The 20249-nt window shown below is 49.3% G+C and carries 17 protein-coding genes; 6 read left to right on the plus strand and 11 right to left on the minus strand.

The annotated features are described in order from the left end of the window. The first annotated feature begins 579 nt into the window (after positions 1-579). Positions 580-1890: a WG repeat-containing protein gene (locus ACFSUS_RS00005; protein ID WP_381517294.1), complete on the plus strand. Its 1311-nt coding sequence runs from the start codon at positions 580-582 to the stop codon at positions 1888-1890. Between the two features lie 108 nt (positions 1891-1998). Here the strand turns inward: ACFSUS_RS00005 and ACFSUS_RS00010 are convergent, their stop codons facing one another. Further along, the gene (locus tag ACFSUS_RS00010) at positions 1999-2505 is read right to left on the minus strand and encodes a GNAT family N-acetyltransferase (protein ID WP_381517297.1); all 507 of its coding nucleotides are present in this window, start codon (positions 2503-2505) and stop codon (positions 1999-2001) included. A gap of 45 nt (positions 2506-2550) precedes the next feature. Beyond that, on the minus strand, positions 2551-2904 hold the full coding sequence (locus tag ACFSUS_RS00015) for a helix-turn-helix domain-containing protein (RefSeq protein ID WP_381517300.1): 354 nt from the start codon (positions 2902-2904) through the stop codon (positions 2551-2553). A gap of 154 nt (positions 2905-3058) precedes the next feature. Between ACFSUS_RS00015 and ACFSUS_RS00020 the strand changes: the two genes are divergently transcribed. Then, the gene (locus ACFSUS_RS00020) at positions 3059-3661 is read left to right on the plus strand and encodes a DUF4254 domain-containing protein (RefSeq protein WP_381517303.1); all 603 of its coding nucleotides are present in this window, start codon (positions 3059-3061) and stop codon (positions 3659-3661) included. Between the two features lie 108 nt (positions 3662-3769). Further along, positions 3770-4828, plus strand: a complete 1059-nt coding sequence (locus ACFSUS_RS00025) for a glycosyltransferase family 9 protein (RefSeq protein ID WP_381517306.1) — start codon at positions 3770-3772, stop codon at positions 4826-4828. A 122-nt stretch (positions 4829-4950) separates the two neighbouring features. Here ACFSUS_RS00025 and ACFSUS_RS00030 read toward each other — a convergent pair whose 3' ends face one another. The 7 genes from ACFSUS_RS00030 to ACFSUS_RS00060 all read right to left on the minus strand — a co-directional run bounded on the left by ACFSUS_RS00030 (position 4951) and on the right by ACFSUS_RS00060 (position 16632). Then, positions 4951-5949 carry a glycosyltransferase family 9 protein gene (locus tag ACFSUS_RS00030; RefSeq protein WP_381517309.1) on the minus strand — a complete coding sequence of 333 codons (999 nt, stop codon included), beginning with the start codon at positions 5947-5949 and terminating at the stop codon, positions 4951-4953. A 166-nt stretch (positions 5950-6115) separates the two neighbouring features. Next, on the minus strand, positions 6116-8338 hold the full coding sequence (locus ACFSUS_RS00035) for a heparinase II/III domain-containing protein (RefSeq protein ID WP_381517312.1): 2223 nt from the start codon (positions 8336-8338) through the stop codon (positions 6116-6118). 287 nt (positions 8339-8625) lie between these two features. Beyond that, positions 8626-9210, minus strand: a complete 585-nt coding sequence (locus ACFSUS_RS00040) for a hypothetical protein (protein WP_381517315.1) — start codon at positions 9208-9210, stop codon at positions 8626-8628. A gap of 10 nt (positions 9211-9220) precedes the next feature. Beyond that, on the minus strand, positions 9221-10897 hold the full coding sequence (locus ACFSUS_RS00045) for a DUF6973 domain-containing protein (protein WP_381517318.1): 1677 nt from the start codon (positions 10895-10897) through the stop codon (positions 9221-9223). Positions 10898-11266: 369 nt separating this feature from the next. Further along, a complete protein-coding gene (locus tag ACFSUS_RS00050) occupies positions 11267-12328 on the minus strand; it encodes a DUF4249 domain-containing protein (protein WP_381517320.1) in 1062 nt (353 codons plus the stop codon). 2 nt (positions 12329-12330) lie between these two features. After that, entirely contained in the window at positions 12331-14742 is a 2412-nt protein-coding gene (locus ACFSUS_RS00055) for a TonB-dependent receptor (RefSeq protein ID WP_381517324.1), read from the minus strand. A 183-nt stretch (positions 14743-14925) separates the two neighbouring features. Further along, positions 14926-16632 (minus strand): helix-hairpin-helix domain-containing protein, encoded by a 1707-nt coding sequence (locus ACFSUS_RS00060; RefSeq protein ID WP_381517327.1) that lies wholly within the window; start codon positions 16630-16632, stop codon positions 14926-14928. 103 nt (positions 16633-16735) lie between these two features. Between ACFSUS_RS00060 and ACFSUS_RS00065 the strand changes: the two genes are divergently transcribed. From ACFSUS_RS00065 to ACFSUS_RS00075, 3 genes are all read left to right on the plus strand, one after another. Next, positions 16736-17254, plus strand: coding sequence for a DUF2306 domain-containing protein (locus ACFSUS_RS00065; protein ID WP_381517329.1), 519 nt, complete (start codon positions 16736-16738; stop codon positions 17252-17254). 180 nt (positions 17255-17434) lie between these two features. Further along, positions 17435-17989, plus strand: coding sequence for a DUF2306 domain-containing protein (locus tag ACFSUS_RS00070; protein WP_381517332.1), 555 nt, complete (start codon positions 17435-17437; stop codon positions 17987-17989). An 87-nt stretch (positions 17990-18076) separates the two neighbouring features. Next, positions 18077-18367: a 2TM domain-containing protein gene (locus ACFSUS_RS00075; protein ID WP_381517335.1), complete on the plus strand. Its 291-nt coding sequence runs from the start codon at positions 18077-18079 to the stop codon at positions 18365-18367. A gap of 63 nt (positions 18368-18430) precedes the next feature. Here ACFSUS_RS00075 and ACFSUS_RS00080 read toward each other — a convergent pair whose 3' ends face one another. Both ACFSUS_RS00080 and ACFSUS_RS00085 read right to left on the minus strand, forming a co-directional pair. Then, on the minus strand, positions 18431-19252 hold the full coding sequence (locus ACFSUS_RS00080) for a thymidylate synthase (RefSeq protein ID WP_381517338.1): 822 nt from the start codon (positions 19250-19252) through the stop codon (positions 18431-18433). Beyond that, complete coding sequence (locus ACFSUS_RS00085; RefSeq protein ID WP_381517341.1) at positions 19249-20133, minus strand: DUF3667 domain-containing protein; 885 nt, start codon at positions 20131-20133, stop codon at positions 19249-19251. The genes ACFSUS_RS00080 and ACFSUS_RS00085 overlap by 4 nt, the downstream gene beginning before the upstream one ends. Positions 20134-20249 lie beyond the last annotated feature (116 nt).

Raw genomic sequence — 20249 nt, forward strand, 5'->3', positions numbered from 1 at the left:
GAAAGAACCGTCTACATTTGGTAAAAAGTGGCTTGGCCATAGTGGTAGTTTAGATAAGTTTTAGCGAACTTAAACTTACCATCGGTCAGCCACTTTTCTGCTTTTATCCCTCATGTCCAGTAATCTGTCAAAACGCGTTGATCCAGCCAACTTATATAAAGCCAGTAACCTTCCTCCTATTAAACTGCGAAACTATCTTAACATACATCAGGTGATGTATCTAGTCTCAATAAAGGCTCCTCAAAGCGAGACGACGAAGTCTGCATGTGTCCGCTCATTAATTCAGGTGATTGTTGATATGAACAAAGTAGGAGGCAACAACTGATTTATTCCCTTATCAAGAGAACTTGTAAATGCATCGATCAGCCAATCACGTTGATCCCCAACAAATCTTTAGTCTATATTTACCAGCGTAACTTTATGGAATCTAGAACGACACGACATCAAAGGAGAATAGTCAGCCTCTTTTCTTAAACAACGTGTATGCTCCAAAATTACTTCAGAAGTACCTGGCATAATTTAAATAGGCAGAAGGGGGCAAACCAACGTCTAACGCCCCTTACTACTTTTCGAACCTTTGTGCTTCTTTCCCTACTTTTACCATCAGTCAGACTATTCGCCCAGACCAACACCTCACCAAATGAGGCCTGGCTGACCAAATACGATGAATGCCAAGACTATGGCGAGGTCTATGTGGTCAAAAAGATTACTAAGCCGTGCCGTTCCTACCAAACCTTCCTGACCGACAAAAACGGACGTAAACTAACTCCAGCCTACCGCGACATTGGGGACTTCGAAGAAGGGCTGGCCGAGTTTGTCCCTATGAAACTTAATCAGCAAGGACATGGACTGCACGGATTTATTGATAAACAAGGGAAAGTCATCGTAGAACCTAAATACATTTCTACCGATCGGTTCCGCCAGGGCAAAACCTGGGTCATTTACCCCGCTGATACCCATTACGGGCTTTCCTATATTGATAAGACTGGAAAAGAGGTGTATAAGATCTCCATTCAGCACTATTCAAACGACTATCTGATTCACGACGCTACGATCGATTATGAATGTAACCACGACACTAAAGAAGATGTGTTGTGGTGGAGAGGATCAGACTTCTTTATTCTTAACTTCAATTTCACCCCTTTTGTCACCGAGCAGATCCAGCGATCCAAATACGTTACTGCCTTTAAATATCATGGGAAATTTGGCATCATCGATCACGCTTTAGTGCTGAAAGTTCCGGTGGCGCTTGATGCCATTGATGTGGACTACACTTATTCAGGCCAAGGCCTGCAACGAGTGCAATATGGGACAAAATACGGGTATGTTAGTCCTGTAACAGGTGAACTGATCGTTCCTTTTGACTACTCGGATACCCGCAAGCCTACCAACGGTCTGTTTTGGGTCAAAAAGAGGGGCAAATGGGGCTGTATTGACAAAACGGGTAAGCTACGCATCCCCCATCTGTACGATGAAGCGACGGGCTTTACAGTCGAAGATAGATCAGCCGTGGCCATTGATGGCAAGTTCGGCCATATCGACAAGTCGGGCAAGGTGCGCACGCCGTTGACGTATGATTTTGCTTCGTATTATCAGCATGGCCTCTCGATGGTTCGTATGAATAACAAATACGGCTTTATTGATACGAGTAGCCGTTTGATTATTCCCCTCATCTACGACGAAGCGTTCCCCTTTGACCATGTAACGACGCTAGTTGAGCGCTACTGGCTTCGGTATGAACTCTCACTGGACGGTGAGACGCATTTCGTGGGCTTCTCCTACAAGCTGAAAGCGCTGTTTATCATCGCTGGCCTGCTTATTTTTATTTGGCTCAGCAGGCTAGTAAAAGACTTAAGTAGCAAGTTTAGGGCAAAACTGCCAAGGCGTTAGCCATTTGATAGTTTGTGTTTTGAAGATCTGGATGGGACAATCCGCGCTGAAGTGTTCATCTAGTTCCGATTAACAACGTATCAATAATTGCTCCTAACAAGGAATGGACTAGAAGCTTAGCTTATAGAGCCAATAGCGTTTCCCATACATGGGGGATAACTCTTTCTCCCGTTGAAACCCTAAGTTTTCATACATTTGCCGGGCGGTATTCATGAATTCACTCGTATGCAGGGCCACCCCCATTTCACCACTGACCTGAGCATGATGGACACAAAGTTGGGTTAGTTTTCGACCGATCCCTAAGCCTCGATGCAAGGGGTCCACACCTAATAAACGAATATAACTCCAATCGGCAGGGAAAATAGTAGTGGGGTTACCTTTAGGTATCAGGAAGATGACACCGGCTGGTTGATTATCAATTTCACAAATAAAAGCAACGGCTTTATTGAGTAACTCGACAAACAAGCTCTCATTGGCTAGATTGGTTTCCATCCTAGCCCAATCAGCCGGGGCTAGAACCGCTTGATAATCGTGATAGGCACGCAGCGTTAGCCGAACGATGTTAGGAGCGTCGGTAATGATTGCCCGACGATAGACCAAGTGATGATTGACCATCCAATGGGTTGTAAAAATGGCTATAGGTTGCCAAAGTACGAAACTTCAGCTAACTACTTGTGCTTTATACGTCTTACTAAACGTTCCTTTTCGGTGTTGTTGCCGGAGCCAGTCAAAGAAAGCCGTTTCTTGTTTAAACTCCTGAGAGCGAATGTATTCCATGGCCATACCAGGTAGGAACACGTAGTCGCCCGGCTCAGCCTTTACGTCCTGATAGCCCATCACAGCCCCGAAATTCAGCCCGGCAGAGCTGGTTACCGGACATTGGAACGAACAGTACAGCAGTTGGTAAGACGCTCCATAGTCAACGGCTTCGTAAAAGACCTGCACTGGTCCAGTCAAATCCAGCACGTGTACCGAGGGCGGCACAACAAAAATTAGCTGCGGAATTCGTGGCATAGAAAAAGCGTCATTACAGTGCAAAAGTACCAGGTAATACCATACCTCAAGGGCCAATAACCGGACATTTTGGGCCATCGACCTACTCACTGTATACACGCCTGTTACCAGCATTCATAGGGAAACACGTATCTTTGCGGTTGATTAACCGCTTATGAACGCCAATTTTGCCAACGAACTATTTCGCCGGAGCATTCAGGATTACCACTTGACTGATAACGTCGATGCCCCTATTCAGAATCCATACCTCGACGACGAGATTGCGTCGCTACTGTATCAAAAGAATTGGATTGATACGGTTCAATGGCATCTGGAAGACATCATCCGTAGTCCGACGATTAGCCCCAATGAACTAGTTGCCATTAAACGACGGATTGATCAGTCGAATCAGGATCGGACGGATACCGTGGAGTTGATTGATACGTATTTCGACGCGCAGTTTTGCGGAATTACGCCAAAGCCAACCGCTCGTATGAACTCCGAAACACCCGCCTGGTTGCTGGATCGAATGTCGATTCTTCAACTCAAGCTCTATCACTTCCGCGAACAAACCGAGCGGGCCGACGTTTCGGAGGAGCATCGCCAGAAAACCCAACAAAAGCTTATTGTTCTGCACGAGCAGGAGCAGGATTTAGCCCAATGCTTTGACGAACTGCTGGAAGACATCCAAAACGGCGACCGTTACATGAAGGTCTACCGACAAATGAAGATGTATAACGACCCTACCCTCAACCCGGTGTTATACGGTCAATCGTAGTCATGAAATGCTTCGTCAAAAGTGGTCAAGAATGGTCAGCTGTACTCAGTTGCCGACAGATACCATCCTTGACTATACCTGACCATTCTTGATCCTGCCTGACAATTCATGACGAACCTTCTTCTCCTCCGCTTCTCGGCCATGGGCGACGTGGCGCTACTGGCGCCCGTTGTTCAGGCGTTCACCGAACGTTACCCGAATGTGGTTGTTACGTTGGTTACCCGCCCGAAGTTTGCCGTCTTTTTTGAGCAATTCTCCAATGTTCGTGTCGTGGGTCTCGACGCAGATGGCCGCCACAAAGGCATGTTCGGACTATACCAGTTGTTTCGTGAACTCCAACAGGTGGGCACGTTTGATGTTGTCGTTGATGCCCATCAGAATCTACGGTCGTTTGTGTTGAAAAGCCTCTTTCGGTTAGCGGGCATTCCGTCCATTACCATTGATAAAGGGCGGCAGGAGAAAAAAGAACTAACCCAAAAAGAGAACAAGATACGTCGTCCGTTGCTGCATAGCGTTAATCGGTACGCTTTGGTATTCAACCAGGCAGGCTACGCTATTCAGCCAGCTAAGCCGTTTCAATTTATAACTAGTACAGCCGCTGAAGATGAAGTAGCCACCTTTCTAAATCGCCAATCGCTCATCCCAGATGCCCCCTGGCTGGGTATTGCTCCCTTCGCGCAACATTTGCAGAAAACATGGCCGTTCGACCGGTTTGCTCCCCTACTCGAACAGCTCTACCAGACGCAGCCACTTAATATCTTCCTGTTTGGAGGTGGTGCATCGGACATCGCCCAGCTCGAAACCCTCAAGCAGCGTTTTCCGCAGGCCGTGCTAGTAGCGGGACAGCTTTCACTGGCGGCCGAATTAGCGCTCATTCGTCGGCTCAACGGGATGGTTTGCATGGATTCGGGCAACATGCACCTGGCCGCTCTGAGTGGTGTACCAGTGTTGTCTATCTGGGGAGCTACTCACCCCGACGCCGGTTTCGGTCCGTGGAGCCAGGGCGATGAAGCAATCCTTCAGGTGTCGCCCGACCAACTCACCTGCCGCCCTTGCTCGGTGTTTGGCAGTAAGCCCTGCTTTCGGGGCGATCTGGCGTGTTTAAAATGGATTTCGGTAGACGTAGTGGCCGCGAGGATTGGTCAGATGCTCGGTTTCGCCGTTTAAGCCTGTCTGTTATTAATTGTTATTACGCAGTTATGAAATTCTTCGTCAAAGGTGGTCAGGGATGGTCAGTTGCCAATAGATACCATCCTTGACTATACCTGGCCAATCTTGACTACCTTCTTCTACTCGAAGTTCTTTTTTTTCTGCCGTAACTCTTTGACTTCAAAGTCAAACGACAGGTCGTTCATGCACCGAAAATGCTGTAAAGGGCAATTACCGAATCCAGTATGTGAGCAGGGGCGGCAGGGCAGACCTGCCTTTTCGAGCCGTACGTAAGGCGTTTTGTAAGGGTAATAGCCCAGTTGTGGCGTAGTGCTTCCCCAAATCGAATATACTTTTTTGCCAAAGGCCGCGGCAATGTGCATCAGGCTGGTATCGTGGCTAAACACCACCCGCGCCCGCTGCAAAATTGATGCGGACTGGTTAATGTTAAATTGGCCGCACGCGTTATAAATGAGCCGCTTACCGATGGCTTCTTCAATCTGCGCCCCGGCTTCGTGATCGCTTTTGTCGCCTAGCAACACGATTGGGTAATTGATTTTCCGGCACAGTTCAATGATACGGGCAACGGGCAGTTTTTTGGTGAAATGCTGCCCACCAATCGCATAAGCGACAAAGTCGTGCTGGTGAGTTGGGGGAAGCCAATCGGTTTCGACCTCGTCTTTGTACGGAATGAAATAATCCAGCCCCATTTCGTCGTTCTCGACGCCCAGATTACGTACCGTTGCCATATACCGATCCACTACGTGCTGGTTAGGCATGGCGTTTATTTTCCAGCGCACATAGAGCCACTTGCGGAACGACTGTTTTTCGATGCTGTTCGACCGGACGCCGAGCGCCGTTTTAATCAGGCCGGTTAGCCAGTTATGTTGCAGGTCAATGACATGATCGAACTCTTCGGCCCGCAGCTGACGGATCAACTGATACAGATTATTGTCAAGGTAATGGCACTTGTCGATATGAGGATTATAGTCAACAATAGGCTGATAAGCCCGAGCGGTACTAAAATGTACCTCAGCATTTGGAATTTGCTGCTTCAGGCAACGTACTACAGGCGTCGTCAGTATAATATCACCGATGGACGAGAATCGAAGAACTAAAATTTTTGCCGCAGTAGCCATGCCCGTTATTACCTTTCTGCAAAATTATTGCATTTGTCCTGGCCTGCCAAACCGTTTAATAGACCCACCAGCGCGGTTTTACTGGGGTACGGTATAAATTGTTTTCACAGACAACACAGCCCGATGGTTGGGAGATGGTTACGGGTCCATAGACGGTGTCAGTCCACTACTTTTCGCGGTGTTCAACAGTTAACAGTTTCTTAGTTACCTGTGCCCCCTTTTGCAGAGCAAGTTCATCAGGATTCGCCCAGATTTGCCAGGACTCGCCGGTTGAGAGTTTCACTGTAACTTTTACAGCCTGTGATTCAGGCGCTTCTTTACCTTGTTTTTGGCTGACACGTTCCAGCGAAACACTTGGTGAATTACCCCCCAGGTCGATGCACCAGGCAACAGCGGTTTGGTTCGTTTTTTGCCGGAATACCATCACCGGTACGTTCTGACCAAGATCAGGTTTTCCGTAGCCGGTCATAACCTGCATCGGCGCTAAGCTGGCGGCATGTACACTGACCTCACGACCCGCTTTCGTAAGCGTAGCCAGCGAAACCCCTTTATCAGCCGGATGCTGTTGCCAATCCTGAACCTGGTTATACCCAATTTTATCGGAAGCCGTTGTCCAGGATTGTCCCGTTGGTCGATTCACCCAGGTACCAGCCTGATGATACACAATGTCCAATGTCTGAGGAGGCAGGGGGGTCTGAAACTGGTCGATGATGAGCATGAGATTTTCGTTTAGAAGCGCAGCTGACCGTATAAATCGAACCGAATCATAGGCGTTGGTCGTTTGGGTCATCATCAGCCTGACGCGGTTTTCTCCCCCGAAGAACAGGCACTGCCCTTTCGACTTCTTCTGTGGTTTTTCGTTGACAACGAAGGTGTTGTGCGCAAACGAAGTTCGATTCCATTCATTAATCTCCGGTGAGCTATATCGAACTGCCCCAGGAACAACGCTAATGGGCTCAAACCCTTTGAATAAGGCAAAACCTAACTCATCATAGTGTCCGTGCCAGTGATGTAATGAATCATAATTCAGGTAAAAGCTAAGGTTATCGCGGCCTTGCCACGTGGCTAACATGCCGACGCCCGCTTCGGAAAAATTCTTGCTGTAGACATACCAGGGACCAGGGGGCGACACGTTTGGCTCCCCGTACAGCAAGGCCCAGCCCGTAAAAATGGCTCCCAGATTCGTAAACTCGGCGCGGTCGTCGCCGTAGATGACATGCCGAAATGGTTCGTCTTTAAACATGGAGTACCCCCATTCATACAGGTACCGCTGAGACCGCTCCCGAAGATTAAGCATCCTAGAATCGTTAAACGCCGGTAAGGTCATCGCCCCGTTCGCCAGCAGCAATGGAGCATGAAACATACGACGTAACGGGAGTAGCCGAAGCGGGTACCCATAATTACGGGAAGCCTGAGCCAGGTTGGTCAGGGCCATGAGCGAATAAAAGTGATAACCGGGCGAGAGTTGCTTCTGAAATCCTTCCATCGTCAGGCCGGCCATCAGTTGCCGGTCATACCCTCTCAGGCTATCAAACATGGCCGTGTGAATCAAATCGGCATCATTGTTTAAGAAACCGACCATCCCAATGGCGGCATTCTTCCAGCACTGGATGTTGCCAACCTCACCTACATACTCAAACGCCCGGAGCATCTTCGCCGATGGGTAAAACAACTTTTCATTAAGTTGCTTTCGATCCGTTGGCGACAGCATATCCCAGATCAGATCAGTCCCCTGGACCAAATCCATCAGCCAAATGGCTTCGTTGAGCGTTTGCTTGTAAATCCGGGTACCGCCCAGCTTGGGTTCACGAACGCCCTGGTTATCGATTCTCGGAAAGCGGGCGTACCGCTCGGCATAGGCCAGCAGAATGGCGCGTGCCTTGTCCGCGTATTTCTTCTCATGGCTCACCTGATAGGCCAGCCCCAGTTGCAACACCCCGATAGCGAGTGCGTCATGGATGAAACCAATCACTACTCCGTCGTAGTCTTTAGCAATCACGGACGTATCGCCCCGAAAGACTTCGCCTGTTTTCACGTCCACGTGCTCCCATTGCCAGTCTCCAATCTGACGGCCTTTTTTTAGATTATTGGCGGTAGTTGGGCTGATGTAATAGTGATCCCAGTTGCCGCCCCGGGGTGGAATTTCAACCGGTTGCTGAAGGTACTTTTCAGCCGTGGCCTGAAGCTGTTTCCAGCTCTGCTGCTTCCAGGGTGTCGACTGTATCTCCTGGCGAAGCGTATCAAACTGCGCTTTCGTTAAAACCAGGTAGGGGTGCTGTAGAGCGGACCCGTTGAGCGAAACAGACGAAGGCAGAGACGACTGTGCTCGGCAGAAACAACTGCCTGCCAGCACGAACCAGCTCACGAACACAAAAAAAAGCTTATTCATTGGGTTGATTAGTAATACAAAAATTGCCTGTCCTATCTTTCTCTATAACAGAGAAGTAGCAAGTCTACTTACTCAATACAATTCTACTTTTACCGTACACTATCCTTTTCAGAATGTATCACATTCATCACCTGATTGGATTCCTCAGAGGCATTTCCCGAATCTGTTGAGCTATCCGCCAGTCAGTCTACCGCAGAAACACACCGGCAAACTGACTGGCGGGCAAGAGTCAAGTGTCTTTAGGCGCTGCTAAAACGAGATTCGCTTTGCGATCAACTATCTTGTAGTTAAAAACTGCTTAATCTTTTTCTTATTTCATCGTCTGTTTGATTATACATTAAAAAAACTTCGACGTTTCTACCTGCTTGCTCAGACAACACTGGCTTCTCACGAAGACCTATAGTCAATTGTGAATTCACTTTTAGGAGTTCATAGGTAATAGACCTACCAACACGTAAACTATCCGGTAAATTATATTTAGTGAAGAGCAATGGTTCAGTAGAGATTACTGACATCCTTTTATTGAACTTACTTTGTAAAGCGTTGTGCAAAGAATCTTGCAACCCTGCCCTCCATACATAGGAATGCACATAAGAGCGTACCAGCCGACTATATAAGACGTCTTTAGATTGATATTCATTGGCAAAATCGTCGGTTTCGTAGCTGTACTCCAAGGTTACAGTATTTCCATCAACTCCTCGTGCGTAATACAAACCAGGAGGCTTATACAGTAGCTTGTATTTTTCTACTGCCTCACCAACTGTTAATGGAAATATCCATTGGGTCTTGGCAAAATCTACGCTAATAGTTTTAGATGAGCTACAACTACTGATGAATAATACCAATCCTATAAAGACGAAAATTCTGACCATAGAGTACATGTTACGGAGTTGGTGTGCCATCAATTTTTATCAACCGCCCTTGCTGAAATGCCTCGATAACAGCTGCAGCTAAATTTGATAAATTACATCCATTCGCCTGCCAATTCTGGCCAATTGCTATACCTACATTATTGTTGTGGGTGTCCATATTAAACGACTGATTCGTCCCAAATCTGCGTCCGTCGCATTCTTCATGTAATTGTGCCAATGCTCGTGTATCATCAGCACCAATTGAGCATACGTTTATAGCTTGATACAAAGCATGTTTTATAGCATTTTCTGGGCTATCCCCGTTGTCGTTACCAGCACGAAAATTATCCCTTATAAATGCTTCAACAGTGCGTCGGTTAGCAAGTACTGATGGAGCGTGAATTGCATGATTAATCATGTAATTAATCTCGCAAGAATTTGCAAACCCCTCTTGTTGAAGAATAGCAATTGCTTGATCATTTTCAGAAGGAGGGTTTGGAGGGTTACACCCGACTCCACTGCACTCGCAGGGGTTGGCCGCTGCGTAGTTGCCACAGGCACAACTGTTAGGATTGGTCTGGCAGGGGTTGGGAGGGTTACAATTGGCAGGATTACACTCACAACTATTAGGATTGAGCAGGCAGGGGTTACAAATGGCCGGATTGCACTCACAACTGTAGGGGTTGGTCTGACAGGGGTTGGGAGGAGTACAATCGGCCGGATTGCAGGCACAACGATCATAACAGCCGCTGGATGGATCACACCGATTACAGTCTACGGGAGGTAAACACGACCCGGGTTGACATATACAGGGGTCATAACAATCGCTGGCCGGGTTGCAGACGTTACAACCTGGGTTAGGCTGACACTCTCCACCGCTTTGCAACCCAAGTTCGTCGGCGATTGATCCGGCTGGCTTGGCCGGAGGAGCATCGAGGCTATCGACCACCGACGAGTCTGCAGCCGAACGCGCTCCCTTGACTGAATCTTCGGTCCTGACAGATTCGATAGACAAACCACTTAACCAGATGGGCCGTCGGCTGTGGTTGATATAACTAATCCGGATGAAACCGTTCTCCGGAACCCGCGACGCGATCTCTGACAGCCACCAGCGTTTGCGGGCTCGACGAGAAATGGGCGCTTTACGGGTAGCGACCAGAACCGTATCCTGACTGTAGATCTCATACTGCAACCAGGCATCTGGTTTTTTATCGATGCGCAACAATTGAGATAGGGGCAGCATAATCCCCACACCCATGTTGAGCCGGTTGCGTTGATCGACTGACGGGCGGGCTTCCGGTATGGCCGTGAGCGGCAGAGGTTGATTGGCTAAGTAGGCCAGGGTTCCCATTTCGAGCGACTGTCGCAATGTGGTCTTGAGGTCACGCTTGAGGTTGTAACGCGTAAACAGTTCGGTTCGTACTGAGTCGCCTTTGCGAACAGCAATCAATGGCGTCTGCACCCGCGACAAGGCCGGTACCAGTCCGGGTAGCTGCTCTAACGTAAGGGTTTTAGGAGCAGCTTCACCTTCCGCTCTACTGTCGGCAGATCGCCTGAGGGTATCGTGCTGAGCGAAGCGGCCAGGATTATTTGGTTGGTCAACATTTACCGCCCCTGAGTCGGTTTGAAGAGGATAGAGTCGGTTTGGTTGGGCACACAGGCCGTTGCCAAACAGCAGGAGTAAGGAGAGTAAGTATACGTTTTTCATGCCCTCAATGTAGGGCTATCTAACCGATCAAGTCAATCTGTCAAGTTAGCTGAAGAGCTGAAATCACCTTTTATAGGACGAAATCACCCATTACCCCGTCATTAAGCTTAAAATAAGCCACTGTTGCTATTACCCCACCCTTTTGTACGCTGGTACCCGAATGTTATCATCAGGGTAGTACTATGTTAACGCTGGTATGATCTACTTAAAACATGGCTTAGTAGCTTTTACTCAAATATAAGTTTACTTTAAAAGACATATTTAAGTATAATGTGTATTCACACAAACTACTCTCAATCATGATTTAACCTGTTTTGGCATACCGGCATAACGACCTCGTACCAAGACAGAACGACAAGCGCAAACCGTTTAATAGACCCACCAGCGCGGTTTTACTGGGGTACGGTATAAATTGTTTTCACAGACAACACAGCCTGAGGGTTGGGGGATGGTTACGGGAGGATCAGAGTCCGGAATGGCCTGCCCTGCACTTCGGTCAACGTAAATTGATGTTTCCGATATACCCGTTGCGCCAAAGTAGCCATAAACCGACGCTGTCGGATCACTTACGCAACGGAGGTTTCCCCGTATGGTCGTTGGTGCCGCGTCGAAAAGTCCTCCCGTGTTGTTAACGAGTTGACGAACGCTCTTCCAGAATGCATAAGCGCCTTTGCTAATAGCCTGTTGCTGTACTTCCAGATAATAAGGCGCTCTTGATTTGTAAGGCACCTCCATGATGTACTGGCGGCTGATGGCCTGGCCATTGACGTTGGCGTCCGAGCTGACATTAATGCAGTTGTAGCAACGGGTAATGTCCCAACACTCTGAACAGCAGCCAAGTCCGGTCAAGGTACCGCTGGGCAATTCGGTTTTCTGACAGACAAACGTAAACTCATAATGCGTCCATAGCCACCGATAGTAGTTGCTCTGCTCGCCAGGATCTTTAGTGTCCAGATACACATCCCAACTTTCTTTTCGTTTCCCAATGCCCGGAATAGGCTCATTTCGGTATTCACTGTAGAGCTTCTGAATCGGCGGTGATGCCTGCAACATCTCAAAGTCAGACTCATATCGTCGGCCGCTTTGGGTCTGAATCGTGAGTTTATAACTCCGGCCAGCAACGCCCCGTATTCCACCACTACGTTGGGTAATGTACGTTCCAGTCTGGGTTAGCTCGGTTAAGGTTTCCCGATAGCCCAGATCATCTTCTATAGTGACGGTGGCCCCGTTTTCCAGCAGGTTAAGGCTGCGGATGGAATAATCAGCCGTTCGGGTGAGCCTGACGGTATAAGGGCCGGGTTGGTCCGTAATTTGTCCTTCTACAATCAAAGCAGGCGGCAAACTAAGATTATCGGGTTGGTATTCGGTCACACAGGCGGCCACGAGTAGCGCACTCCCCAAGCCACAGAAAACTGCCTTAAACTGATTCATGATCAGAATTTAAAGTTATAGGTTAGGGATGGGAAAGCGGTGCCGAATATAGAGAGCTTGTAAGCGTCTTTGTCGGCCCGATTGTCGAGTCGGTAAAAGATGGAATACGCATTTTTATGGGCGTAGACATTATAGATCGCGAACACCCAGCTACTCTGGTTCCGCTTCTTTTTGAGGGGGTTCTGCTCAAAGAGCATCGAGAAATCAAGGCGATGATAATCTGGGATGCGTTGCTGGTTCCGATCAATGTAAATAGGTACGTATACGCCGTTGATAGTCGCTCGGGCGTAGGGCTGCGTAATGGGACGACCGGTGCTGTAGGTAAAATTCAGCGATAAGCTAAACCAGGCGTTGGGTCGATGTGTGGCCAGTATGTTCAGCGTGTGCGGCTTATCATAATTAGCCGGATACGCCTGCCCATTATTGACCCGTTCGTCAATGTAAGGGCTGTTCATGGTCAGAAACGTGCGGGCGTAGGTGTAGCTGACAAAGCCGATCCAGTGGCCTTTGTTCTTACGCAACAGTCCCTCAAAACCGTAGGCCTGGCCGCTGCCCTGCACAATCTGGGTTTCGACCGCCTGGGCCAGTTGCAATTCGGCGCCATCCCGGTAATCAATAGCGTTGGTAAGGGTTTTGTAATACACTTCCCCCGAGGCCTCGATGGCGTTATCGGTTGTATTCCTGAAATACCCAAGCGACCATTGATCGGCAATCTGTGGTTTGGTATATGTGTCGCTCAGGTGCCAGCGCGAGGTGGGCAAGGCCGCTGTCGTGTTTGTTACCTGATGGATATACTGACGAAGCCGACTGTATCCTGCTTTAATTGATTTTCCCTCGCCCACCGACCAGCGAACGGCCAGCCGGGGCTCCAGTCCTCCGGTTGAATGGTAGATTTTACCGGCTCCATAGGTTTGCGTAGACGCTACGCTTTCGTCCTGAAGCGGCCCTCCTTCCTGGTACGTCCGCACCTGGGCTGGTCCCTGATTGAGCAGTGCTGAATAGCGTAGGCCCGCGAGTACCGATACGTTGGGGTTCAACTTCCATTCGTCCTGTAGGTAAATGCCCAGTTCGAGGGCGTGTTCGCGCGCTAAGTCAATCGGAAGCACGTTTGAATAAGGCCCCGGTATCCTCGTATTCGGTTGAATCTGATAATCAATGGCACTCACGCCCACCTGCCACTGGTGGGTTTCGTTGGGCGTGTAGGTCAGGTCTGATTTAAGTTGCCGGTGCCACACACCCGATTCTAGTTGAAACGCATTTGCTGAATCGGGTGCTGAAAGGTCAGCCCGGTAGCGGCTTAAAATAGCATACGTGGCCAGATTAAGCTGCTTATTAATGAGGTAGTTCCAGCGTAACGAGCCGTTTAGCGTCTGGTAGTTGAATTGCGTTGACGACGCGTTAATTTCCTGATTCGACAACGAATCGGACGCTAGCTTGAATACATCGCTGCTCAGATAGCCCGTAAACGTAAACGTATGCTTCTCATTAGGCTGGTACTTGAGCTTCGTGGTCAGGTCATAAAAATTGGCCCTGGTTCCCCTTAGGTTTGGAGGTGCCAGTTTAAACAGGAAGTCGTTGAAAGACACCCGCGCTGCGGCCAGAAACGACAATTTATTTTTGATAAGGGGGCCTTCAATGCCTAATCGGCTTGAGATGACGCCAATACCGCCATTTACACCCCACTTTTCGGCATCCGGCTCCTTAATCCGCACATCAAGCACGGATGACGCACGGCCGCCATAGGCAGCCGCCACTCCTCCCCGGTTCAGGGTTACATCCCGAACCACATCAGGATTGAATACCGAAAAGAATCCCATCAGGTGGCTCGAATTGAATACCGGAGCTTCGTCGAACAAAATCAGGTTCTGGTCGGCACTCCCCCCGCGCACGTTAAAGCCGGGAGCACCCTCGCCTACCGTTGTTACCCCCGGCAATAGTAGCAGGCTGCGGATGACATCTACCTCGCCAAGCAGGGGCGGAATACGCCGGATGCTGCGGATGGTCAACTGCGATACGCCTATCTCCACTTTACGAACGTTTCGATCGGGCGCTTCACTCGTTACAATGACCTCCTCCAGATCTTTGGCATCGTCCTGCATCTTAATTTCACGAAGCAGTAGTTTCTGCAACGAGATGGTATCCAGCACGGGACGATAGCCGACATGCGTAAATTTTAATACATACTTACCGGGAGGTAACGTAACAATGTAGAAGCCATCTTTAGCGGTTACGTATCCTTTAGAAACGTCTAATACAACAATATTGACGCCCTGAATGGGTTTACCGGTTTTGGCGTCACGAACGTAGCCAGTGGCCGAGTAGGTTAGTTTGGGTACGGTTTGGGCAGGTTGTTGCTGCGCCATTGCGCCACTGCTTAGGCACACCATCAGGCATAGTAAACGTAAAAATTGCATAGTGAAGGTTTAGGAACATGGAATAAGGGCAATAAAGTGATAGAGTACTAAGTCGCGCAACTGGTTGTAAACAACAGGTAAGAATAAGTAAAGGGGAGTTGAAACGCCTGTAAATTACTCTTACCTGTTTAACGATATACGGTAACTCCGCTGTCTACTTATAAGCATAAAGAAAATACGAGCCTACTTCTTATCTATCCGCGCTCGTCGCTGCCGAAAATAACTATCCATTTGGTTCAATGTCAGGGCATTAAACGTCATTGATTTTGTCAATCCACCTTTTCGGGCAATCGCTACGCCATAATGCATATCCAACAATCCCACAAGGTCGTGGGCGTCGGGGTTAATGCTTATCATAACCCCTTGCTCCATGGCGTAATCAATCCACCGCCAATCCATATCGAGCCGGTAGGGACTGGCGTTGAGCTCAATGATAACGTTATGTTCGGCACAGGCATCGATGATGGCCCGATGGTCGATGGGATACCCTTCGCGGGCCAGTATCAGCCGTCCCGTTGGATGCCCCAGGATGGTGGTGTATGGATTTTCGATAGCACGTAGTAACCGAGTCATCGCCTTGTCGAGCGACATGGTCAGGGTTTGGTGAACGGATGCCACTACGTAATCGAACGTCGCCAATGTGGCCTCGTCATAATCCAGCGAACCATCGCCCAGAATGTCCGATTCAATCCCTTTAAAGATCCGGAAGTCTGATCCATACCCAGCGTTAAGCTGATCAATCTCGACCTGTTGTTGCTGCACCCGCTCTATATCGAGTCCGTTGGCGTAGGTCGCCGTTTTCGAATGGTCGGCGATGCCGAAATAGGTTAACCCTAACTGTCGGCAGTACGCGGCCATATCGGCTACCGACTGCTTGCCATCCGACCAGGTGCTATGGTTGTGAAGTGTACCCTGCAGGTCATCCCAGGTAACGAGTTCATCATTACGGTGACGGCTGGCCCAGCGAAACGCAAAATCGTCCTCCCGCATTTCGGGTACAATATACGGCAGCCCCGCCCGCTGATAAATGGCCGGCTCCGACACATCAGTACTGGTGTAGGCTGCCTGTAACAACGACGCCCCGCCCGCGCCCACTTGCTGCAAATGCGGTTCAGCCGCTGTTTGAATGAATAGTTCACGATCCATCTGTTCAGCCGGCACTAAGAGCAATTCAACGCGCACGTCGAAGCCCTCCAGCTGCCCCCGCCACACAAACGGCGACGACTCTACTTCATGCTGCACCAGATTAGGCCGACCCGCCAGGGTTAACATAGCCGATATAGGGTCACTCGTTTGTAGCAGGAGTTGCACTCTATCGACCTCCTGCGCTTTTCGCCGAACCTGTCCGCTTATCTCGACCCGGTCAAAATACTGGGCTAATTCATCATGCAACAGGTTGGCAATCATAGCGGCCTTATCCATGCGAACTTTACCTTTCTGCTCCTGCAAAAACTCCAGAGCTGCCAGAATCTTTTCCTGCGTGTTCTGGCCAAAGCCTTTGATGGTAGCGATCTGACCATTTTCGCCAGCCAGTTGCAAATCGCGAAGGTTGTCAATGCCCAATTCGTGCCAGAGCGTCCGGATTTTCTTTACGCCAAGCCCTTTTATTCGGAACATGTCCAGCACGCCCGAAGGGGTCTGGGCCAGCAAGTCGTCGAGCTCCGTCAGGTGGCCGGTATCAACAATCTCGCGAATCTTGTTAGCCACGGCTTTTCCAACGCCCGGCAGCTTAACCAGGTCATCCGCTGATAGTTGGCTCAGGTCGGCAGTAGATTTATCGAGATTAAACGCAGCCGTTTGGAAGGCCCGTGTCCGGAAGGCGTCGTGATTGTGGAGCTCCATCAACCGCCCCGTTAGTTCGAGCAGGTCAACGATTTCGGAATTGGTCATGCAAAAAAGAAAATTTACTCCGCAAATTAACCAATTGGTCGGATTTAGAAGTTACCAGCGGCTCTTCCAACCCTATCTTAGTGATGTAAACCAAACTAATCCAATGTTAGCCACCTTTCTACATTCTCCAACGGGTATTTTTCACCTGACAGCTGCGCTGCTGGCTATGCTTTTCGGAGCGCTGACATTTTACACTGAAAAAGGCTCATTGCGACATAAGCAGGTTGGTTATGTGTATGTGGCGGCTATGGTTGTCGTCAACGTTACGGCCTTTCAGATTTACGCACTTTTCAACCGGTTTGGTCCGTTCCATGGGGCCGCCATCTGGAGTAGCATCAGCATTTTACTGGGTATGGTTCCTGTTATTTTAAAACGGCCGGGCAACGGCAAATGGCTGCACCTGCACTATTATTTTATGAACTGGTCGGTGGTCGGCCTGTATGCAGCGTTCTGGGCGGAGTCACTCGTGCGGCTCTTTCCTATCCAGTATTTCTGGCCCGTTGTGGTGCTGGCAACGGTTGGTACGGTGGTTATAGGTGCTCGGCTCATCCGACGCCACAAAGACCGGCTGGTTAATCAGGCTATTCAGTCGAAGCCAACAATCGAGCCAGTGCGTGCGTAAACAGATTGGTTTGCTTACTAAGCAACGTACCCCGGCAAGGTGAAAGCTTTACCGGGGTACGTTGCATTTGTCACTTCTCTGCTGACATCAACCTACTTTTTTTAAACAGAGTCGAAAAACGCGTAGTTGAATCTAAACAGGACAAAATACGTAACTGGTCACTTAGCTAGGTTCCAACGTATGAATAGCATTCTGCACTCTTCGGTCAGCGTGGTACATCTGCTGGCAGCGCTGACCGCGATGCTAACCGGCACCTACATTTTGTTTACCGAAAAAGGCACGATAAAGCACCGGATCATAGGCCGGATATACGTAGCGGCAATGGTCGTGCTGTTGCTAACCGCCTTTCAGATTTATTTTCTCTTTGGCCGATTTGGCGTCATTCACTGGGGTGCCGTGGGTAGCGTCTTAGCCTTAACGGTTGGTACAGCCTCGGTCGGACTGCGCCAGATCGTGCCGTCGTGGCTACGATGGCATTACATTGGCATGGGGGCCTCCGTTACGGGGCTCTATGCCGCCTTTCTGGTTGAGAGCACGTATCGTTTCTTTCCCCCTTCTTACTTCTGGTGGGTTACGATGGGCTCGGCCAATGCCGTCTTCGCGGTGGGGGCGATTTTGCTGTACCGATATTATCCACGTACGTTCATCCAGAAAAGTCGGTTGACAGAATCAACCGGTTTCATCGGGCCGGCTGGGTTATTAGCCCGACTGAACCGGCAGTTTGTCAGAAAGTGATTTGGGTATGTTAACAGCGCAGCTACCTTTCGACTGTATTCGCTGGTTGTCAGCGCAATCGAATCACTCTAGACAACATATCCGCTCATGGAACCCCAACGCGACCCTTATTTATGGAAACAAGCGAAAGCCCGGGTTGGCTTTCGGATGCACCTCCGCTCTTATCTGGTTGTTAACGCTGGTCTTTGGCTGATCTGGGCCTTAACCAGTTTCGCGATTCGCGATGAATACTCCTCTAGGTTCCTCTTTCCATGGCCGCTTTTCGCCATGCTTGGTTGGGGCATCGGATTGGTATCTCACTATTTTAGTGTATACCGCACGGGCAACCAGAAAGACATGATCGAAGAAGAATATAAAAAGCTGGCCGGTCGGCAGTAAAAAAGAACGAAGTACGATACAGCAGCCTTCGGCAGACATCGTACTTCGTATTGGCCAACTCACTTATACAGCTACCGGCGCTTTGATGGCGGGGTAGGGATCATAATTTTCGAGCGTAAAATCCTCGTACGTAAAGTCGAACACCGACTTCACATTTGGGTTCAGGCGCATGGTAGGCAGCGAACGAGGAACACGGCCCAACTGCGTTTCGACCTGCTCCAGATGGTTCAGATACAGGTGCGTATCGCCCCCCGTCCAGATAAATTCGTGAGCTACGTAGCCACACTCCTGCGCAATCATCATCGTCAGCAGCGCGTAAGAAGCAATGTTAAACGGCACGCCCAAAAATACGTCGGCACTGCGCTGGTACAGCTGGCAGGAGAGCCTGCTTTTATTCTCCCCATGTAGGGGGTCAGGGGGTATTACGTAAAACTGCATCAGCAGATGACAAGGTGGTAAGGCCATACTGGGCACGTCGGCCGGATTCCAGGCCGAAATAATCATTCGACGCGAATCGGGGTTGTTTTTCAACTGCTTTAAAACGTCTTGTAGCTGGTCAATGACCTGCCCGTCCGGGGCCGCCCAGCTCCGCCACTGTTTGCCATATACCGGCCCCAGATCCCCGTTTTCGTCGGCCCATTCATCCCAGATACTGACACCATTATCTTTTAAGTATTTGATGTTTGTATCCCCTTTAATGAACCACAGCAGTTCGTGAATGATCGATCGGGTATGAACTTTCTTGGTTGTCAGCAGCGGGAAGCCCTCTTGAAGATTGAACCGCATCTGGTAACCAAACACGCTAATGGTACCAGTGCCAGTACGGTCTGTTTTGTGGGTGCCGTTGTCGAGAATATGCCGAAGTAAGTCGTGGTATTGTTTCATTTATGCGGTTGTTGTACGGTAGTAGTTGGTTTTTGGGATTTAAAGGCAGATGGGTCCTTGACAGCTGAATAAATGAAGTACCCAATAAGTATTAGCATACCAAACGCGAAAAACGATAGGTAGCCGATTGCATAGCCAATAATTGAACGCCAGACAACGGAAAAAAACCGTACCCGACGCTGGAATAACTGATAATACACTATGACATTATAACCAAGCATCGCCACTGCCGATACCCACATAACAATCTTAAAAGCGGCAACTGATCCACCCAGCGCCCAGAACAGGACGACAATCGCTAGCGACAGCAACAGATGGATGTTGGTAATAAACGTTTGTGCGACGAGCATCTCCGGATAGTTGTAGCGCTGTCGGCGGAACATGAGCCGGTACCCAAACGCGAAGAACGGAATCATCAGAATATAAAGCAGATTCTGATTCCGCTCGATCCACTGATTCAATTCTGCCTGGAACGCCTGTGCACCAGCAGATGCGTCTTTCGAGTTGAGCATTTCCTGACTAGCCTTCATGTAACTCACCCCAAGACCGTGCTGAACGAACAGAAGAACCGCGCCGAGCATGAGTAGCAGAGCCAGCGGTCGATAGTGATTGACCCGTTTTCCTTCCAGAAACTCGCGTATGGTATGACCGGGGCGCGTCAGCAGTTGGCGTAGGGTATAGACAATGCCATGGTCAACGTGCCAAACACTGTGCGGAATTTCGTGCCAGATGTAATGCCAGTTTACCGGGTGTGTATCGGCCCGCTGGCCGCATTGGCTGCAATAGCGACCAACGTATTCATGATCGCAGTTCTGGCAATTTACTAAACCACCGGTTACCGAGTGGTCGTGGACATGAGTAGTTGAGGTAGCAGAGGTCATGTATTTTAGCGTTTAGGCGTTTGCCAAAAATAAACAATATCTGCTTTTATTCTACCCACAAAGTGTAACGACTCGGGCAACTATCGCAGGATAATTGCCCGAGTCGTTACACTTTG

The sequence above is a fragment of the Spirosoma soli genome (assembly GCF_042684525.1).
Lineage (GTDB): Bacteria > Bacteroidota > Bacteroidia > Cytophagales > Spirosomataceae > Spirosoma > Spirosoma soli.

Bases quoted from the DNA above. Each gene is read 5' to 3' on its own strand.
- ACFSUS_RS00010 (WP_381517297.1), bottom strand. From the start codon at position 2,505: ATGGTCAATCATCACTTGGTCTATCGTCGGGCAATCATTACCGACGCT.
- ACFSUS_RS00070 (WP_381517332.1), top strand. From the start codon at position 17,435: ATGAATAGCATTCTGCACTCTTCGGTCAGCGTGGTACATCTGCTGGCA.
- ACFSUS_RS00020 (WP_381517303.1), top strand. From the start codon at position 3,059: ATGAACGCCAATTTTGCCAACGAACTATTTCGCCGGAGCATTCAGGAT.
- ACFSUS_RS00060 (WP_381517327.1), bottom strand. From the start codon at position 16,632: ATGACCAATTCCGAAATCGTTGACCTGCTCGAACTAACGGGGCGGTTG.
- ACFSUS_RS00040 (WP_381517315.1), bottom strand. From the start codon at position 9,210: ATGGTCAGAATTTTCGTCTTTATAGGATTGGTATTATTCATCAGTAGT.
- ACFSUS_RS00045 (WP_381517318.1), bottom strand. From the start codon at position 10,897: ATGAAAAACGTATACTTACTCTCCTTACTCCTGCTGTTTGGCAACGGC.
- ACFSUS_RS00030 (WP_381517309.1), bottom strand. From the start codon at position 5,949: ATGGCTACTGCGGCAAAAATTTTAGTTCTTCGATTCTCGTCCATCGGT.
- ACFSUS_RS00075 (WP_381517335.1), top strand. From the start codon at position 18,077: ATGGAACCCCAACGCGACCCTTATTTATGGAAACAAGCGAAAGCCCGG.
- ACFSUS_RS00085 (WP_381517341.1), bottom strand. From the start codon at position 20,133: ATGACCTCTGCTACCTCAACTACTCATGTCCACGACCACTCGGTAACC.
- ACFSUS_RS00035 (WP_381517312.1), bottom strand. From the start codon at position 8,338: ATGAATAAGCTTTTTTTTGTGTTCGTGAGCTGGTTCGTGCTGGCAGGC.
- ACFSUS_RS00050 (WP_381517320.1), bottom strand. From the start codon at position 12,328: ATGAATCAGTTTAAGGCAGTTTTCTGTGGCTTGGGGAGTGCGCTACTC.
- ACFSUS_RS00055 (WP_381517324.1), bottom strand. From the start codon at position 14,742: ATGCAATTTTTACGTTTACTATGCCTGATGGTGTGCCTAAGCAGTGGC.
- ACFSUS_RS00065 (WP_381517329.1), top strand. From the start codon at position 16,736: ATGTTAGCCACCTTTCTACATTCTCCAACGGGTATTTTTCACCTGACA.
- ACFSUS_RS00025 (WP_381517306.1), top strand. From the start codon at position 3,770: ATGACGAACCTTCTTCTCCTCCGCTTCTCGGCCATGGGCGACGTGGCG.
- ACFSUS_RS00080 (WP_381517338.1), bottom strand. From the start codon at position 19,252: ATGAAACAATACCACGACTTACTTCGGCATATTCTCGACAACGGCACC.
- ACFSUS_RS00015 (WP_381517300.1), bottom strand. From the start codon at position 2,904: ATGCCACGAATTCCGCAGCTAATTTTTGTTGTGCCGCCCTCGGTACAC.